The 17,473-nt window shown below is 74.9% G+C and carries 13 protein-coding genes; 6 read left to right on the top strand and 7 right to left on the bottom strand.

The window, feature by feature from the left end:
• Positions 1-146: 146 nt before the first annotated feature.
• From ACFV4G_RS19845 to ACFV4G_RS19835, 3 genes are read left to right on the top strand one after another with little or no spacing between them, the layout of a single operon-like run.
• The gene (locus ACFV4G_RS19845) at positions 147-2,174 is read left to right on the top strand and encodes a hypothetical protein (protein ID WP_380442045.1); all 2,028 of its coding nucleotides are present in this window, start codon (positions 147-149) and stop codon (positions 2,172-2,174) included.
• Between the two features lie 18 nt (positions 2,175-2,192).
• Positions 2,193-3,233, top strand: a complete 1,041-nt coding sequence (locus ACFV4G_RS19840; RefSeq protein WP_359973141.1) for a glycosyltransferase family 2 protein — start codon at positions 2,193-2,195, stop codon at positions 3,231-3,233.
• Between the two features lie 56 nt (positions 3,234-3,289).
• Positions 3,290-3,919, top strand: a complete 630-nt coding sequence (locus tag ACFV4G_RS19835; protein ID WP_380442043.1) for an acyltransferase — start codon at positions 3,290-3,292, stop codon at positions 3,917-3,919.
• Between the two features lie 5 nt (positions 3,920-3,924).
• Here ACFV4G_RS19835 and ACFV4G_RS19830 read toward each other — a convergent pair whose 3' ends face one another.
• The 4 genes from ACFV4G_RS19830 to ACFV4G_RS19815 all read right to left on the bottom strand — a co-directional run bounded on the left by ACFV4G_RS19830 (position 3,925) and on the right by ACFV4G_RS19815 (position 8,264).
• A complete protein-coding gene (locus ACFV4G_RS19830) occupies positions 3,925-5,445 on the bottom strand; it encodes an LCP family protein (RefSeq protein WP_380442041.1) in 1,521 nt (506 codons plus the stop codon).
• Positions 5,446-5,594: 149 nt separating this feature from the next.
• Positions 5,595-6,809: an LCP family protein gene (locus tag ACFV4G_RS19825; protein WP_380442039.1), complete on the bottom strand. Its 1,215-nt coding sequence runs from the start codon at positions 6,807-6,809 to the stop codon at positions 5,595-5,597.
• Between the two features lie 36 nt (positions 6,810-6,845).
• Complete coding sequence (locus ACFV4G_RS19820; RefSeq protein ID WP_380442037.1) at positions 6,846-7,637, bottom strand: TIGR03089 family protein; 792 nt, start codon at positions 7,635-7,637, stop codon at positions 6,846-6,848.
• 123 nt (positions 7,638-7,760) lie between these two features.
• Positions 7,761-8,264: an SgcJ/EcaC family oxidoreductase gene (locus ACFV4G_RS19815; protein ID WP_380442035.1), complete on the bottom strand. Its 504-nt coding sequence runs from the start codon at positions 8,262-8,264 to the stop codon at positions 7,761-7,763.
• A gap of 6 nt (positions 8,265-8,270) precedes the next feature.
• Here ACFV4G_RS19815 and ACFV4G_RS19810 point away from each other — a divergent pair, with 6 nt between their 5' ends.
• Entirely contained in the window at positions 8,271-9,224 is a 954-nt protein-coding gene (locus ACFV4G_RS19810; protein WP_380442033.1) for a DNA-3-methyladenine glycosylase family protein, read from the top strand.
• 247 nt (positions 9,225-9,471) lie between these two features.
• On the opposite strand, the gene ACFV4G_RS19805 is transcribed toward ACFV4G_RS19810, so the two are convergent.
• From ACFV4G_RS19805 to ACFV4G_RS19795, 3 genes are read right to left on the bottom strand one after another with little or no spacing between them, the layout of a single operon-like run.
• Positions 9,472-10,764, bottom strand: a complete 1,293-nt coding sequence (locus ACFV4G_RS19805; RefSeq protein ID WP_380442031.1) for a coenzyme F420-0:L-glutamate ligase — start codon at positions 10,762-10,764, stop codon at positions 9,472-9,474.
• Entirely contained in the window at positions 10,761-11,720 is a 960-nt protein-coding gene (cofD, locus tag ACFV4G_RS19800; protein ID WP_380442029.1) for a 2-phospho-L-lactate transferase, read from the bottom strand. The genes ACFV4G_RS19805 and cofD overlap by 4 nt, the downstream gene beginning before the upstream one ends.
• A gap of 41 nt (positions 11,721-11,761) precedes the next feature.
• Complete coding sequence (locus tag ACFV4G_RS19795) at positions 11,762-12,430, bottom strand: cysteine dioxygenase (RefSeq protein WP_380442027.1); 669 nt, start codon at positions 12,428-12,430, stop codon at positions 11,762-11,764.
• 621 nt (positions 12,431-13,051) lie between these two features.
• Between ACFV4G_RS19795 and ACFV4G_RS19790 the strand changes: the two genes are divergently transcribed.
• Both ACFV4G_RS19790 and ACFV4G_RS19785 read left to right on the top strand, forming a co-directional pair.
• Positions 13,052-13,324: a WhiB family transcriptional regulator gene (locus ACFV4G_RS19790; protein WP_030062195.1), complete on the top strand. Its 273-nt coding sequence runs from the start codon at positions 13,052-13,054 to the stop codon at positions 13,322-13,324.
• Between the two features lie 276 nt (positions 13,325-13,600).
• Entirely contained in the window at positions 13,601-17,473 is a 3,873-nt protein-coding gene (locus ACFV4G_RS19785; RefSeq protein ID WP_380442025.1) for a glycosyltransferase, read from the top strand.

Genomic DNA, 17,473 nt, shown 5'->3' with positions numbered 1-17,473 from the left:
CCCCGGGCTCCTCCCGGGCGCGGGCGCCCGGGGGAAACCGGGGGGGCCCGGGGGTACGGGGGGGCGGGGGGGCGGGGGGGCGGGGGGCCCCCCCCCCCCCCCCCCCTGCGGCGTCCCCGCACCCACCGGGCTGGGATGATCGTCCGATGGTCGCCCCGGACGCCCCGCCCCTGCCCAGCGCCGCGCCCCTCACCACGGCCGCCGCCGACCGCTGGCGCGCCGCCCACCGCTTCCGGCGGCTCGACAGCCGCTGGCTCGCCCTGGTCCCGATCGCCTTCGTGGCCTTCGCCACCGCCGTCGAGCCGACCGGCACGCACTGCAACGCCGCCGGCATCTGCGCCGACACCTGGGGCGACGAGATCGCCGCCTGGTCGGTGATCGCCGAGACGATCCTGCTGCTCGCCCGGGTCCGCGCCCGGGCGCTGGTGCCGCCGGCCGTCCTCGCGGTGCTCTGGTACGTCCCGGACGGACTGGTCACCACCGCCGGCCGCTGGACGGCGGTCCTGGTGCACGTCCTGCTGTCCGTCGTGCTGGTCGGCGCCGAACTCGGCCGCCGCCGCGCCCGCCAGGACCTCGACGAGCTGATGGCCCCGCCCGTCCCGTACCCGTGGACCGCCGCGGGCGCTCCGTCGCCCGTCACCCCCGGCCGCCCGCCCGTGGTGCGCCGCGCGCTCGGCGCCGTGCTGCTGGCCGTCGCGCTGGTGATCCCGCTGTACGGGCTCTGGGCGGAGGCCGGGGAGGCCGACCACCGCGGCCGGGCGACGGCGGTCACCGGCACGGCCGGCGCCACCGACGAGGACGGCGTGCTGACCGTCCGCTACCGCCCGCCCGGCGGCGGCCCCGAACGCACCGTCGGGCTCGACCTCACCTTCGCCCGGCCGCCGCAGCCCGGCGACGCCGTGCCGCTGCTCGTGGACGGCGACTGGGCCCGCGCCGCCGGCGTCGAGTACAGCCCGGTGGAGGACGTCTTCGGCGCCGGCCTCGTCGCGCTGACCGGCCTGCTGGTGCTCGCCTCCGCCGCCGGGGCCGAGGCCCGGCGCCGGCGGCCCGCCTTCGCGGGCTCCGCCCCCGCGCTCGCCGTCCGGGTCCGGGCCGACAGCGGGGGCGACCTGCTCGTGGAGCCGCTGGACGGCCCGCCGGGCGGGCCCGCGCTGTGGCGGCTGGTCGAGGACGAGGGCTACCGGTGGGCCCGGTACGGCGCCGGGGACGGCACCGGCCCCGGGTGGGTGCCGCAGCGCGAGCAGACCCCGGACATGGAGGGCGACTTCCTCTACCCCGACTACGCGCTCGACATCCACGACGAAGAAGAAGACGGGGACGAGGAAGACCACCACGACCACCACGACCACGACCCCGGGATCCCCCTCCCGCCCACCGAAGCCGCCGCCCGCCTCGCGCGCGCCGAGCTGAGCGTCGACGCCGTGCTCTACCAGGGCCCCGACGGCCCGGAACGCCAACTCCTCGTCCGCCCCGGCCTGCTGGAGCACGAGCCGCACTGGCTCGCCGCTGTCGTCGCCCCCGCCCCGAGGGACCCCCGGCTCGGCCGGGACCGCCAGCGCTACCGGAACCCGGACCTGACGGTCTCCGCGCTGACCGCCGAGACGGTCGCCGCCGCCCCCGAACCCGGCCCCGGCACCGAGCCGATGACCGCCCGCCGCTGGGAGATGCCGTTCGTCCTGCGCGCCGCGGCCGGCCCGGCCGCCGCCGTCCTGCTCGCCGCGCTCGTCGTCCTCCTCGACGCCGACGGCTGGTGGAACGGCCTGGTCCGCCCGCTCTGGACGGGCTGCGTCGGGATCCTCTTCTGCGCCCGCCCGCTGTCCTGGCAGATGGTCGTCGACCGGGACGGCCTGCGGGTCGCCACCACGCTGCGCAGCCGCGTCTTCCGGTGGCAGGAGATCAACGCCGCCGCCGTGCACCGCAACGCCCTCACCGTCCAGCTGCGCTCAGGCCAGGACGTCACCGTGGCGAGCCGCCCGGCGGCCTGGCTGGCCGGCCACTTCGGCGACCGCTGCGACCCGCGGGAACTGGCCAGGACCGTCGCCACCGCCGCCCACCGGCCCGACCTGCGGCCGTCCGTCCGGCTGCCGGACCGGCTCGGCAGTCCGCAGCACGTCCTCAACCGGATCGCGCTGCTCGGCTTCGCCGCCTTCACGGTCGTCCACTACCTCCGCTGACCGGTACGGTTGGCGGCGATGAACACCAAGGCTGCTGAGGAGCTGCCGGCGGTCTCCGTGATCATGCCGGTGCTCAACGAGGAACGTCACCTGCGCACGGCCGTCCGGCACATCCTGGAGCAGGAGTACGCCGGCCCGATGGAGGTGGTGATCGCCCTCGGTCCGTCCACCGACCGCACCGCCGAGATCGCCGCCGAGCTCACCGCCGAGGACCCCCGGGTCCGGACCGTGGAGAACCCCACCGGCCGCACGCCGGCCGGTCTCAACGCGGCGATCCGCGGCTCGCGCCACCCGATAGTGGTGCGCGTGGACGGCCACGGCCTGCTGACCCCCGGCTACGTCGCCACCGCCGTCCGCCTGCTGGACGAGATGGAGGCGGCCAACGTCGGCGGCATCATGCACGCCGAGGGCGAGACGGAGTGGGAGAACGCGGTCGCCGCCGCGATGACCTCCAAGATCGGCGTCGGCAACGCCGCCTTCCACACCGGCGGCCTGGCCGGCCCCGCGGACACCGTCTACCTCGGCGTGTTCCGGCGCGAGGTGCTGGAGAAGCTGGGCGGCTACAACGAGGAGTTCATCCGCGCCCAGGACTGGGAGCTGAACTACCGCATCCGCCAGGACGGCGGGCTGATCTGGTTCACCCCGCAGCTCAAGGTCACCTACCGCCCCCGGCCGTCGGTCCGCGCCCTCGCCAAGCAGTACAAGGACTACGGCCGCTGGCGGCGCGTGGTCACCCGCTACCACCGCGGCTCGGTCAACCTGCGCTACCTGGCCCCGCCGGCTGCGTTCCTCGGCGTCACGCTCGGCCTGGTGCTCGGTGCCGCCGTCCACCCGGTCTTCCTCGCGGCGCCCGGCGCGTACCTGCTCGGGATCCTCGGCGGCTCGGTGGTCGAGGGCCGCGGCCTGTCCGCCAAGGCGAAGGCGCTGCTCCCGGTGGCCCTCGCGACCATGCACCTCAGCTGGGGCTTCGGCTTCCTCACGTCGCCGCGCTCGCTGGCCCGCAAGGTCATCGGCAGCACCGCGCCCACCCCGGACAACGTCCTCGCCGACGCGCGCTGATCCGCCCGCGCGACCCCGCCCCCGACGCTAGTGCCGTGGCACTAGGGTCGTTCCCCATGGGGACGGTTGAGGGCGGGTCCGCGGCCGGCCCGCGCATCGCGCCGAGCGCGGACGTGGACGAGCGGGCCGCCATCGGCCCCGGGACGACGGTCTGGGACCTCGCCCAGGTGCGCGAGCACGCGGTGCTCGGCGCCGAGTGCATCATCGGCCGGGGCGCCTACATCGGCCCCGGCGTCCGCATCGGCGACCGGGTCAAGGTGCAGAACCACGCGCTGGTGTACGAGCCGGCCGTGATCGAGGACGGGGTGTTCATCGGCCCGGCCGTCGTCCTCACCAACGACCGCTACCCGCGCGCGATCGAGCCGGAAGGCCGGCTGAAGCGTCGATCCGACTGGCGCGCCGAGGGGGTGACGCTTCGTCAGGGCTGCTCGATCGGCGCCCGGGCCGTCCTGGTCGCCGGGGTGACGGTCGGCCGCTGGGCGCTGGTCGCGGCGGGCGCCGTGGTCCACCGCGACGTCCCGGACCACGCGTTGGTCGCCGGCGTCCCCGCCCGCCGGATCAAGTGGGTCGGCCGCACCGGCGAACCCCTTCGTTCCGCCGGCGGGGGGCACTGGCACTGCCCCCGCACCGGCGACCGCTTCGTGGCGGCGGACGGCATCCTCACCCGCCTCCAACAGCCCTCGTAGGAAAGCTACTTCGCGCACACGTCGGTGTCGTCGGCCTGCACCCGCTGGAGGTCGGCCGGGGCCTCCGCCGGCGCCGCGGACGGTGCGGCGGGCGCCGCGAGGGCGTCCTTGCCGAGCACCAGCACCAGCGGCCCCTTCGCGGCGGCCTTCGGATCCGGCCGAGCGGCGTCGCCGGGCAGTCCGAGGGCGGCGGCCAGTGCGGTCGCCGCCTCCTCCTGCCCGGCCGGGTACGCAATCGAACTGGTCGCCGCCGCAGGCGCGTTGGGGCCCGTCGCGGCCGTGGTGAAGCCCTTGGCCCTGAGTCTGTCCACGGTCGCGCCCGACTGTCCCTGTGCCCCGCTGCCGTTGCGGACGGTCACCTGGACGTCCTTCGGGTCCACCGCCGGCGCCGCGGGCGTGCCCGGCGCGGCCGTGGTCTCCGGTGCGGCGGGGGCGGCGGTGGCGCCCTGCGAGGTCTCGGTCAACGAGCGGTCGGCCGCGATCATCGAGAACAGCCGGCCGGCGTCCGGCTGTTTGAGGATCACCCGGTTCTCGTCCTTCGGGTCGTCGAGCACCGGCACGGTGGCGAAGGTGATGTTCTTGGTGTCCACCGCGCTGATGTCCAGCGCCAGGTCCTTGAGCTTGTCGACGCTGCCGATGCCGGAGTCGACGGTGAGCGCCTTGGTGGCGGCGTCCGCGAGCTTGTAGAGCTTGGCCGGGCTGGTCAGGGTGTCGTCGCCCTTGACCTTGCGGATCATCGAGCTGATGAACTGCTGCTGGAGCGGGATCCGGCTGAGGTCGCCGCCCGTCCCGACCACGTGCCGGGTGCGCACGAACGCGAGCGCGTCGTCGCCCTGGACGACGTGCCGGCCCTTGGTCATCCTCAGGTGCGACTTCGGGTCGTTGATGTCCTTCGCGGCGCACACCTCGACCCCGCCGACTGCGGTGGACAGCGTCTTCACCGCCTCGAAGTTCACCTGGACGAAGTGGTCGACCCGGATCCCGGTGACCTTCTCGACGGTCTTCCAGGAACAGCCCGGGTCCCGGCCCGCCTGCCCCAGGCTGTTGTTGAACATGTCCCGCGCGGAGCCGGGTATCGACTTGCCGTCCGGCGCCCGGCATTCCGGGATCGGCACCATCAGGTCGCGCGGGATGCTGATCACCGTCGCGTTGGAGCGGTCCTTGGCGACGTGGAAGAGCAGCGTGGTGTCGGCGTGCCCGGAGCTGCCCGCGTCGCCGTAGTCGCTCCCGAGGCCCTCGCGGCTGTCGGTGCCGAGCACCAGGATGTTCAGCGCGTCCCCGGCCGCCCTGGGCCGCTCGGCCTCGTCGCCCAGCTGGACCTTGACCGAGGTCAGGTTGTTGTTGAAGTGCTCGTACAGGTAGTACGCCCCGCCGCAGCCGGCGGCCATGACCAGTGCGCCCGTCCCGGCCGTCCACTTGAGCGTCCGGCGCCGGCGCCGCGTGCGCCTGGCGGCGGCCGCCCGCCGCTGCGCCGTCCGGTGGCCCTGCCCGCTGTACTCACCGGTTTTCGGTTTGTCCTTCTGCACGGGATTCCCTACGTCCGGCCGGTCACGGTGGTGCGGCACACCGGGGCGATGGGCCGATCCGGACACAGTAGACGAGCCGAACGGGGGAATTGTTCCGGGTATGATGTCCGTCACACGCAGGTAATCGGAGCGTAAAGTCCGGAGGGTGGTCAGTGCTGCGCGCAGGCGTCCACGTCGGCCGTGCGCCCCTCGAAGACGGGCGAGGCGCCGGCCGTCGGCGAGGCCGAGGGCCCGGCCGCGGCGGCCCCGTCCGACGCGGGGGAGGCGCCGGCCGTGGGCGTGGGCTCCGAGCCGGGCGGCCGGACGGTGATCCGCCGGTCGTCGCGCAGCGCGGCGAACAGCTGGCCGGTCTGCGGCTCCACGAACTCGTCCCGGTCCGAGTCGTAGCGGTACGGGCGGCGCGGCGCGGTCAGGAACACCACGTCCGCCGAGGGGATGCCGCGCAGGTCCTGGGTGAGGTCGTAGAGCGCGCCGAGCGAGGACAGCCCGCCGTCCGCCTTGACGGAGGAGGTGGCCGCGTCCAGCACCGGCCACAGCCTCGCCGGGTTCAGCAGGACGCCCTGCGACTGCACCTTGCGGATCAGCGAGGCCAGGAACTGCTGCTGACGGCCCATCCGCTGGGTGTCGCTGCCGTCGCCGAGGCTCTCCCGGGCGCGGACGTAGCCGAGCGCCTGCTCGCCCTGGAGGGTCTGGCGCCCGGCCGGCAGGTCGAGCTTGGCGTCCTTGTCGTGGATCGCCTGCGGGACGCACACCTCGACGCCGCCGACCGCGTCCACCATCGACTTGAAGCCGCTGAAGTCGAGGATCACGTAGTGGTCGATCCGGATGCCGCTGAGCTGCTCGACGGTGCGGATCGAACAGGCCGGACCGCCGAGTTCGAACGCCCAGTTGAACTGCATGAGCGCGGGCTTGCTCCGGGTGCCGTCCGGCTTCTCGCACGCGGGCACGGTGACCATGACGTCGCGCGGTACGGAGACGGCCGTCGCGTGCTTCCGGTCCGCGGCCAGGTGCAGCAGGATCGTGGTGTCCGAGCGCTGGGTGCCGGCCTCGCCGCCGTAGGCGCCGTTCGCGCCGGAGCGGTCGTCGCTGCCGATGAGCAGGATGTTCTCGGCGCCCTTGGCCCCGGCGGTCCGGCTCGGCCGCTCCGCCTCCAGCCTGGCGAGCAGCTTGTCGGTGGCCGTGTCCGTGCGGATGTTCCCGTCGAGCTTGCGGTAGGCGATCCAGAGCAGCACGCCGGTGGCCACGAGCAGGAACGCGACGACGCCGGCGGTGATCATCAGCCACCGCCGGCGCCGACGGGGGCGTCCGGGCGCGTCCGGGGGAGTGTCGGTCGGGGTGTGCGCGGTGTCGTCGTCCTCGGCCATGGCAGGGATCCCTACCCGCCGGGCCGGCGGCGGGGGTTACCCGAGGCGCAGTGTCACCCGTTCGGAGTCGGCCCGCTTCTCCCACTGCTCGGCCGTCAGGCCCTGGGAGTTGCGGCACAGCACCACCGAGGCGCCGGCCGCCAGCGGCGCCAGCAGGCCGGCCTCCAGGCCCGTCCAGTCGTCGTACGACAGCGTGGACATCACGCGGTCGCCCGGGTTCAGCCCGAGCCGGACGGCGCCCTCGCGGGCCAGGGCGACGGTCTGCTCACCGGTCAGCTTCAGCGGCAGCCCGTCCACGCCGGTCTCCAGGGCGGGCGCGTCCGGGGTCACCGGCGAGTACGGCGCGAAGCGGTCGCCCTGGCCGGGCACCTCGGCGGCGTAGTCGAGGAAGCCGTCCGGGCGCTGCGGGAACCGGCCGCCCAGCGGGCGCAGGGCCAGCGCGACCCGCTCGCCCTCGCAGGCGTGGGCGGACTCCAGGCCGTCCGGGCCGCTGACCACCAGATCGGCGGCGGCCGGCTCGCCGCCCGGCACCGCCGTCACCCCGACCGACCAGCAGGCCAGCAGCCAGACGGCGCTCTGCCAGTGGGCGGGCAGGAGGAGGGCGGCGCGGTCGCCGGGACCGGCGTTGAGCTCGTCCTGGAGCAGGTTGGCCGTCTTGGCCACCCAGTTGTCGAACGTCCGGGCGGACAGCTCCACCCGTTCGCCGGTGGCGTCGTCGTAGAAGGTGACCAGCGGGGCCGCGGGATCGACCGAAGGGGTGCCACCTCGCAGGTATGCGTGCAGCAGCTCGACGGGGGTGCGGGCATCGGCAGCGAAAGGCGCAGTCATGGTGCGCCCCAGCCTACGGCCTCCGGGTGTGACCCCGGGAGGGGCGCCGGACCCGGCGCCGGGCGGCGTGGCGGACACCCGTGTTCGCGGCGACCATCCGGTTTGAGCGCCTCGCGCTTCCCGTCACGTCTTCAGCGTCCTCGCCCCCGCGTCGCCTCCCACCAGCCCCCGCAGCTCCTCCGTCAGAGCCGCCGCCAGGTCCGGCCGGAGGTCGTACCGGGCGGGTGTGGTCTGCAGGAGCGCGATCCGCCACCCCGCCCCCGCGTTCACGGCGATCACCGTCTGCACCGAGTTGAGCTCCGGCACCACGTCCGCCGCCCCCGCCGGTACGAGCCCCGCGACGGCGTCCAGTTGCGCCACGCCGGGCCCGAGCCCCCGGACGCGCCGTACGGCGGCCACGTACCGGGGAGTGACGTGGTCCGCGAAGATCCGCCCGAGTTCGGCCGCGATCGCCGACCGCCCGCGGTGGCGCGTGCCGTCGTGGCCGATCACCTCGCCGTCGGCGGCGAAGGGTCCGGCGAAGGCCGAGCCGTCCTGCCGGTTCCACCCGTCGAGGGCCCGGTCGTAGAGCGCTCGCACCGCGTTCTCGTCCGAGGGGGAGAGGTCCGGCAGCCGCGTATCGTTCATATCCCCATGGTCGGGGACGGCGGCGGAGGAGGCGACGCAGTGACGGGCGGCGAGTCGGTGCGGCTCTGGCGGCCGGGTTTCCCGCTGGACGTGGCCCGCACGCTGCTCCCGCTGCGCCGCGGCCCGGCCGACCCCTCGTACCGGACGACCGGTGACGGAGCGGTCTGGCGGGCGTCCCGGACCCCGGCCGGTGTCGGGACGCTGCGCGTGCTGTCCCGCCCGGGGGCCGGCGAGGTGGAGGCGCGGGCGTGGGGCCCGGGTGCCGGGTGGCTGCTGGACCGGCTGCCCGCGTTGCTCGGGGCCGAGGACGACCCGGAGGGCCTGGTGCTGCCGCCCGGTCCGCTGCGGGACGCCCAGCGCCGGACGGCGGGCGTGCGGCTGACCAGGACGGGCCTGGTGCTGGAGTCCCTCGTCCCGGCGATCCTGGAACAGAAGGTGACGACCGACGAGGCCTACCGCGCCTGGCGGACGCTGCTCCGGGACTTCGGCACCCCGGCGCCGGGCCCGGCGGAGGGCATGCGGGTGCCGCTGTCGGCCCGCGAGTGGGCGCTCCTCCCGAGCTGGGAGTGGCACCGCGCGGGCGTGGACCCGAAGCGCTCGGCGACGGTCGTGCGGGCGGTCCGGCTGGCGCCCCGCCTGGAGGAGGCGTCCGCGATGGACCACGCCGAGGCCTTCGCCCGCCTGACCGCCGTGCCGGGCGTCGGGATCTGGACGGCCGCCGAGACCCTCCAGCGCAGCAACGGCGACGCGGACGCGGTCTCGGTCGGCGACTTCCACCTGCCGAACCTGGTCGGCTGGGCCCTGTCCGGCCGCCCACGCAGCGACGACGCCCGGATGCTCGCCCTCCTGGAGCCCTACCGCCCCCACCGTCACCGCGTCTGCCGCCTCCTGACGGCCACCGGAGCCCGCGCCCCCCGCTACGGCCCCCGCCTGACCCCCAACGACCACCGCGGCCGCTGACGGAGGCCGCCAATACGCCGATGCCATGGACGACGGCGTGGACGACCCGGCCGCGAGCACGGCCGAACTCCCCGGCAGGCCTGTTCGGTTCACCCTCGCCCGACGAGTCGGTGCGCCCCTTCCGGACGGATCCGATGGGCGACGAAGTCGACGGCATGCCGACGTTCGAGGGCGGTGACGGGTCGATCCCGGCCGATCTCGACCCGTCACATGGAGGGCTTCGGCAGGTGACCGGTGGTCGCCCTGACTACCGGACCGCGATGAAGGCGTCCGCGCCGCGTTCCGGGCGGTCGCGCGGTGCTTCGGCGGGGCGGCCGACGGCGACGGCGCCCATCGGGTCCCAGGTGTCCGGGAGGTCGAGGGCGGTGCGGACGGTGTCGCGGCAGAACATGGTGGACGAGACCCACGCGGAGCCGTAGCCCTCGCCGGTGAGGGCGATCAGCAGGTTCTGCACGGCGGCGCCGGCGGCGACGGTGAACATCTCCCGTTCGGCGGCGGCGCGCCGCGGGTCGGGGTAGTCGTGCGAGCCGTCCATGACCAGGCACGGCACGACGAGGTAGGGCGCGTTGCGCAGGACGTCGCCGCGCGCGGTGCGGCGGGCGATCTTCGCGTCGTCCCAGCCGTCGAGTTCGCGCAGGTCGCGCCGCCAGGCGTCGAGCATCGCGTCGAGCAGCCGGGTGCGGGTGTCCGCGGACTCCAGCAGGACGAACCGCCACGGCGTGGTGTGGTGCGGCGCCGGCGCGGTGACGGCGGCGGCGACGGCGCGCCGGACGGCGCCCGGGTCGACGGGCTCGTCGGTGAAGGCCCGCACGGTGCGCCGCAGGGTGACGGCGGCCCGCAGGGCCTCGGAGGTGCCGAGCCGGAACATGTCGTCGGCGGCGGGGCGCACCAGCGGCCGGGTGCCCTCGCCGTCCTCGGCGGTGACGAGGTGTCCGAGGCCGCGGACGACCGCGACCGGCACGCCGCCGGCCTTGCCCTTCACCAGGTCGCCGGCGGCGGCGAGTTCGTCGGCGGTGGCGGTGACGGTCAGGACGAGCTCGTTGCCGTGGCTGTCGGTGCGCCCGCGGTGGTCCCCCAGCACGGACAGCCCGGCGGCGCCGATGGCGACGTCGGTGAGCCCGTTGCGCCAGGGCCGGCCGAAGGTGTCGGTGACGACGACGGCGAGCCGCCGCCCGGTGAGCCGCTGCAGCGCGGCGCGCAGCGCGCGGGCGGAGGCGTCGGGGTCCTCGGGCAGGAGGAGGACGGTGCCGGGGGCGGTGTTGGAGGCGTCGACGCCGGCGGCGGCCATGACGAAGCCGTTGCGGTTCTCGACGATCCGGGCGGGCCCGCGCCGGGCGACGACCCGGACGGTCTCGGCGTCGATCGCGGCCTCGCGGTCGGCGGCGTGCAGGAGCCGGCCCTCGGCCTTGCTGACGATCTTGGAGGTGACGAGCAGGATGTCGCCGTCCTCGTACGTCCCCGCCTTGGCGATCAGCGCGGCGAGGTCGGCCCCGGCCTCGATCTCGGGCAGTCCCCCGACCGGGAGGATCTCGACGGTCACGCCCGGACCTGCTCCGCGAGGGCCAGCGCGGCCCGCGCCATCTCGGCGGTGGCGTCGACGTCGGTCATCAGCAGCGGGACGGCCCGGCAGGCGATGCCGGCGGCCTCGACGGTGCTCACGGCGCCCTCGTCCGCGGTGTCGACCAGCCAGCCGTCCAACAGTTCCGAGCCGTAGTTCAGCGCGACGGCCTCCGCCGTGGCCTCGACGCCGACGGCGGCGAGCACCTTGTCGGCCATGCCCCGCACCGGCGCCCCGCCGATGATGGGCGAGAGCCCGACGACGGGGGCGGGTGCGGCGGCGACGGCCCCGCGGATGCCGGGCACGGCGAGGATGGTGCCGATCGACACGACCGGGTTGGACGGCGGGAAGAGGATGACGTCCGCCGCGGCGATCGCCTCCAGCACGCCGGGCGCGGGCTTGGCGGTGTCGGCGCCGATCGGGATGATCGCCTCGGCGTCGACGGCGGCGTGCAGCCTGACCCAGTACTCCTGGAAGTGGATGGCCCGGGTGCCCTGCTCGTCGGTGATCCGCACGTGGGTCTCGACCCGGTCGTCGCTCATCGGCAGCAGCCGCACACCGGGCTTCCAGCGCACGCACAGCGCCTCGGTGACCTGGCTGAGGCTGTACCCGGCGGTGAGCATCTGGCTGCGCACGAGGTGGGTGGCGAAGTCGCGGTCGCCGAGCCCGAACCACTCGGGGCCGACGCCGTACTCCTTCATCTCGGCCTTGATCGACCAGGTCTCGTCGGTCCGGCCCCAGCCCTGTTCCTCGTGGATGCCGCCGCCGAGGGTGTACATCACGGTGTCGAGGTCGGGGCAGACCTTCAGTCCGTAGAGGTGGATGTCGTCGCCGGTGTTGCCGATGACGGTGATCTCGTCCTGCGGGTCGACCGCCGCGAGGAGTCCGCGCAGGAAGCGCGCCCCGCCGATTCCGCCTGCCAGTGCCACGATGCGCATGGGCCCATCCTGCCACGGCCCGACTGCCCGTCAGTCCTCGGTCAAGACGTCCCGGCCTGCGCCGGCCGGCCGTGCGCGGAGCCCTGCGCCGCGCCCTGCTCGGCGGGCTGCTCGTGGTGCTGCTCGGGGACGGCGTTCGCTCCGCCGTACTGGTTCATCTCGGTGAGGCCCGGGCTGTAGAGGTGGATGGAGACGGCCGGCTCCAGCGCGCCGTTGACCACCTCGTGCAGGTAGCCGGAGGAGAAGACCCTCTGCCCGCCGGGGCGCAGGGCGCGGGCGCCCTCGCCGGCGTGCGTCAGGGAGCGCTCGACGAGCTCGCCCTGGACGACGGTCATGACGCCGGAGGACGCGCCGTGGTCGTGGAAGCCGCTGCTCTGCCCGGGCAGCCAGCTGAGCAGCCACACCTCGTAGCCGGGGCCGGTCTCCAGCCGGGCGTACCAGCGGGTGAGCGCGTCGTAGCGGACGAGGTGCTCCCAGCGGGTGCGGTCGGCGGCGATCTCGCGGACCAGCCGGGCGTAGCCGGCGACGGTGGTGGGGTGGGCGGGCAGGTCGGTGCGGGCGAGGTGCGGGAAGGCGAGCGGGTCCCCGGCGATGGAGACGTCGGAGAGGCCGTCGTCCCAGCGGGCGGCGGCGGGGCGGGCGGCCTGGAGCCCACGGCGGGCGAGCTTGTTGCGGTCGCGGTTCCGCTTGCGGATGCGGGTCATGCGCACGGCTGTCGTCCTCGGATCTGCGGCTGGTTCGTCAGGGATCAGCCGGATCCGGGATGTCCTGGGGCGGGAATCGCGGGCGGCCTCTGTGCTTCCTGGGGGCGGCGCGCGGTGGGACGCGGGCGCCTAGATACAGCAGGAACAGAGGCGACAACAAGAGTTCACGGCACGGCGGAGCGTGGAACCGCTCCGGGGGCTCATGGACTCTGACATAGGGGAAAGGAGACCGCATCCGCGGGGGTGGTGTCAAACCGGGAGATGCGGCATTCGGGTGGGTTCGGTCCGGAAGTACCGGATGGGGTGATTCATCACCGTCTATGTTTCGATGGGAAGATCGCCGGGAAGGCAGGGCGATGACCGGCCTGTGAGGGTGACCGGGCGTCACTCGGCGGATGGTTGCGGATGGTTCGAAGCTGTCCGGGGCATCTGGGCGAAAAGTCCGATGTGTCCAGATATGTACACTATTCGTAACGGCTTGGTGCCGGGGAGTGAATCCTGGCCCCAATACCAGAGCTCGGCTTGACTGAGCCAGAGTGACGCAACTGTAATTTCACTCGTGTCGTCGGCCGCACGAGGCAACGGCAACCACGGGGACGCCAAGTAGGGGCAGAGGAGGCGCGCCACATGAGCGAGCTCTTTGAGCTGTTGATCGGGGACGGCATCGCGGAGGACGAGGAGGAACTCGGCTGGCAGGAGCGCGCGTTGTGCGCCCAGACCGACCCCGAGTCCTTCTTCCCCGAGAAGGGCGGCTCCACTCGCGAGGCGAAGAAGGTCTGCCTCGCCTGCGAGGTCCGTTCCGAGTGCCTGGAGTACGCCCTCGCCAACGACGAGCGCTTCGGGATCTGGGGCGGCCTCTCCGAGCGCGAGCGCCGGCGGCTCAAGAAGAGCGCGGTCTGACGGAGGACCGGTCCGGCCCGCCGGGGCCGCGGTCCGGGCGGAGCGGTTTCGGGCCTCCGCCGATCCTCCGGTGACGGAGGACAACCACACAGCTGTACGGGCGCCTCACCGCGGTGGTGGGGCGCTTTCGCGTGCCGGGGCACGGTCGTGGGCCGTCCTTCACCGTCCCCGCACGGACACCGTGGACGGAGCCGCAACCCGGAGCCGTTAGTGTGGTGCGCCATCCGGTTGCCGTTCACCGGCTGTGTCCACCGAGAACTGGGGCCCGCGCACTCGATGACCGTCTACAGCCACCAGAGCGGCTTCACCGCTGCCAGGCCGCCCGCCTATCCGCGCCACCTGGTCACCGCCGTGATCGTCTCGCACGACGGTGCCCGCTGGCTGCCGCAGGCCCTGGCCGGCCTGCTCGGCCAGGACCGCCAGGTCCAGCGGGTGCTCGCGGTCGACACCGGATCCACCGACAACTCCCCGCAGCTGCTCGCCGACACCCTCGCCGACTGGCTGCCCGAGAGCGGGCCCCTGATCCTCGGCCGCCGGGCCGGGTTCGGCACCGCCGTCGCCGAGGCCGTCTTCAACAGCCCGCCGCTGCGCCCGGAGGACCTCCCGTACCGGCTCGACCCCTCCGGCTACGACCCGGTCACCGGCGGCTGGGACGACTTCGGCGACCCGCTCGCCCAGGAGGACGACCTCGCCCGCGGCGGCCCGCGCGAGACCCAGCCGGTCGAGTGGCTGTGGCTGCTGCACGACGACTGCGAGCCGCAGACCGACGCGCTGCGCCGCCTGCTCCAGGTCGCCGACTCCACCCCGAGCGCCGCCGTCGTCGGTCCCAAGCTGCGCAGCTGGTACGACCGCCGCCAGCTGCTCGAGGTCGGCGTCACGATCGCCCGCTCCGGCCGCCGCTGGACCGGCCTCGACCGCCGCGAGCAGGACCAGGGCCAGCACGACCAGGTCCGCCCGGTGCTCGCCGTCTCCTCGGCCGGCATGCTGGTGCGCCGGGACGTCTTCGAGGAGCTCGGCGGCTTCGACAAGGCGCTGCCGCTGATGCGCGACGACGCCGACTTCTGCTGGCGGGTCAACGCCGCCGGCCACCGCGTGGTGGTCGCCCCCGACGCCGTGCTGCGGCACGCCGAGGCGGCCAGCCGCGAGCGCCGCGCCATCGACTGCGGCGCCTCCCACCCGCACCGGGTGGACAAGGCCGGAGCCGTCTACACCCTGCTCGCCAACTGCAAGGGCGCGCTCTTCCCCTACGTCCTGCTGCGGCTGGTGCTCGGCACGCTCGTGCGGGCCGTCACCAACCTGCTGGGCAAGGACCCGCGCCAGGCCTTCGACGAGCTCGCCGGGCTCGGGCACGAACTCGTCCGGCTGCCGCGGCTGTTGGCCGCGCGAAAGCGCCGGGCCCGGACCAGGGCCGCCGACGCCCTGGACGACCGCACGCTGTTCCCGGCGCCCGGCGCGACCACCCGGCTCGCCGTCGAGGGCGTCATCAGCTCGCTCGGGATAGGGGGAGCGGACGACAACGTCGGCCGGCACGGCTCGGTGGAGGCCGGCGGCGACGACGACGCCGAGGACCTCGTCGTCGAGCAGTTCGCGCTGATCAAGAAGCTCGCCCGGCGCCCCGCGCCCGTCCTGTTCGCGGCCCTGCTGGTGTTCGCCCTCGTCGCCTGCCGCGGTCTGTTCGGCAGCGGCGTGCTGTTCGGCGGCGCCCTGCTGCCGGCCGCCGACGGCGCCGGCGGCCTCTGGTCGATGTACGCCGACGCCTGGCACCCGATCGGCACCGGCTCCACGGCCGCCGCACCGCCGTACCTCGGCGTGCTCGCCGTCCTGTCCTGGATCTTCTTCGGCCACGCCGACCTCGCGATCACCCTGCTGCTCTTCCTGACGGTGCCGCTCGCCGCGGTCAGCGCCTACCTGGTCTCGCGTCCGCTGCTGGACTCCAAGCTGGTCCGCGCCTGGGCCAGCGCCGCCTACGCGCTGCTGCCCGCCGCGACCGGCGCGCTCGCGCAGGGCCGCCTCGGCACCGCCGTCCTCGCCGTCCTGCTGCCGCCGCTGGCCCGTGCCGCGGCGATCACCGCCGGCCTCGGCATCCGCGAAGAGAGCGCTGCCAAGGGCGCCCGCCCCGGCTGGCGGCCGGTCTGGATGACCGTCCTGCTGCTCACCCTGGCCACCGCCTTCGTGCCGCTGACCTGGGCGCTCGCGGTTCCGCTCTGCCTGGCCACGCTGGGGGTCGCGGTCGTCCGCGGCGGTGCCTTCGGCTCCGGGGGCGCCGCGCTGCGGCTGCTCGGGCTGCGCGTCGTCGTGGTGCTCGCGCTGCCGGTGGCGGTGCTCGCGCCGTGGTCGCTGACGGTGCTGTCGCACCCGCAGTCTCTGCTGATGGAGGCGGGCCTGCCGGGCCTGCACGGCAGTGGCGCCGGCGCCGTCGGCCTGGTGCTCGTCAACCCGGGTGGCGCCGGGGTGCCCCCGGTGTGGCTGTCGGCCGGTGTCGTGCTCGCCGCGCTCGCGGCGCTGCTGCGCGCCGACCGCCGTCGCGCGGTGCTCGCCGCCTGGGGCGCGGCCGGTGCGGGCATGGTCTTCGCCGTCGCCGTGGCCGGCACCTCCGTGACCCCCGCCTCGGGCGGTCCGGCCGTGCCCGCCTGGGCCGGTCCTGCGACCCTGGTCGCCGGGATCGCCCTGCTGGCCGCCGCCGCGATCGGCGCCGACGGCGCCAACGCCCGCGTGGCCGGCATCGCCTTCGGCTGGCGCCAGCCGGTCGCCGCCCTCGTGGTGGCCGCGGCCGCGCTGGCCCCGCTGGGCACCGGCCTCTGGTGGGCGGTGACCGGCGCGGACGGTCCGCTGCACCGTGCCGATGCCAGCCAGGTGCCCGCGTTCGTCGCGGAGGAGGCCGGCACCACCGACCGCGCCCGCACGCTCGTCGTGACGGGGGAGAAGAGCGGTGGAGCCGTCCGCTACACCCTGGTCCGCGGCGCCGGCCTGACGCTCGGCCAGTCCGAGTCCACCGTCGACCCGGCGACCGGCACCCAGGACGGCCTGAACAAGGTGGTCGGCAGCCTGCTGGCCGGCTCCGGCGCGGACCAGGCCGGCGCCCTGTCGGGCTACGGCATCGCGTACGTGGTGGTCGAGCGGCCGGTGATCGACGTGTTCAAGGACGTCCTGGACGCCACCCCCGGTCTGGTCAAGGCCAACCAGGACGGTGCCGCCGCGCTCTGGCAGGTCAACGGCGCCGCGGCGGTCCGCGCGGTGATCACCGCCCCCGGCGCGGCCCCCGTGGTCGTCCCGTCCGGCGTCCGCGACATCGCCACGACCGTCGCGGCCGGCCCGGACGGCCGGGTGCTGCGGCTCGCCGAGAGCGCGTCCCCCGAGTGGAAGGCCACCCTGGACGGCACCGCGCTGGAGCCGACCACGGTCGACGGCTGGGCGCAGGGCTTCAAGCTCCCGGCGGGCGGCGGCAAGCTGTCCGTCACCCGCGAGGCCGGCCTGCTGCACACCGGTTGGATCTGGGCGCAGGTGCTGATCGGGCTGACCATCCTGGTCCTCGCCCTGCCCGGCCGCCGCAGCCACAAGGACGACGACCTGCCCGAGGACGTGGTGGCCGCCGCCGCGCTGGCCGCCGCCGCCCAGGCGCAGGCCCCGGCCCCCGGCAGCCGCCGGGCCCGCCGGATGGCCGAGCGCGGCGAGGGCGCCGAGCCGGGCACCGAGGAGAGCGGGGTGTACGAGGGCGCGGTGCCGCCGCAGCCCGCCGCCGATCCGATGACGGAGGCCGTCCAGGCGGCCGCGGCCGCCCAGGACACCGAGCCGTACACGGACCCGTACCAGACGTACCAGCAGGCCGACCCGTACAGCTACGACCCGTACGCCGCGCAGCAGCCGGCGGCCGCGCCGTACGGCGGCCAGGCCCACGCCCAGCAGGGCTACGAGCAGCAGCAGGCCCACTCCCATCAGGACTTCCAGCAGGCCTACCCCCAAGAGGGTTACGAGCAGCAGCAGGGCTACGAGCAGCCGTACCAGGACCAGCAGTACGGCTACGACCCCTACCAGCAGACGGAGCACCAGCAGCCCTGGGTGCCGGGGCAGCCGCAGGCCGAGCCCTACTACGACCCGAACGACCCCAACGGGACTGGCCGGTACCCGCACCACCACGGATCGGGGAGCTGA

This window comes from Kitasatospora sp. NPDC059747, from assembly GCF_042732955.1.
In the GTDB taxonomy this organism is placed as follows: domain Bacteria; phylum Actinomycetota; class Actinomycetes; order Streptomycetales; family Streptomycetaceae; genus Kitasatospora.
The sequence above is the reverse complement of the archived record's forward strand: the minus strand, read 5'-3'. Positions and strand labels throughout refer to the sequence as shown.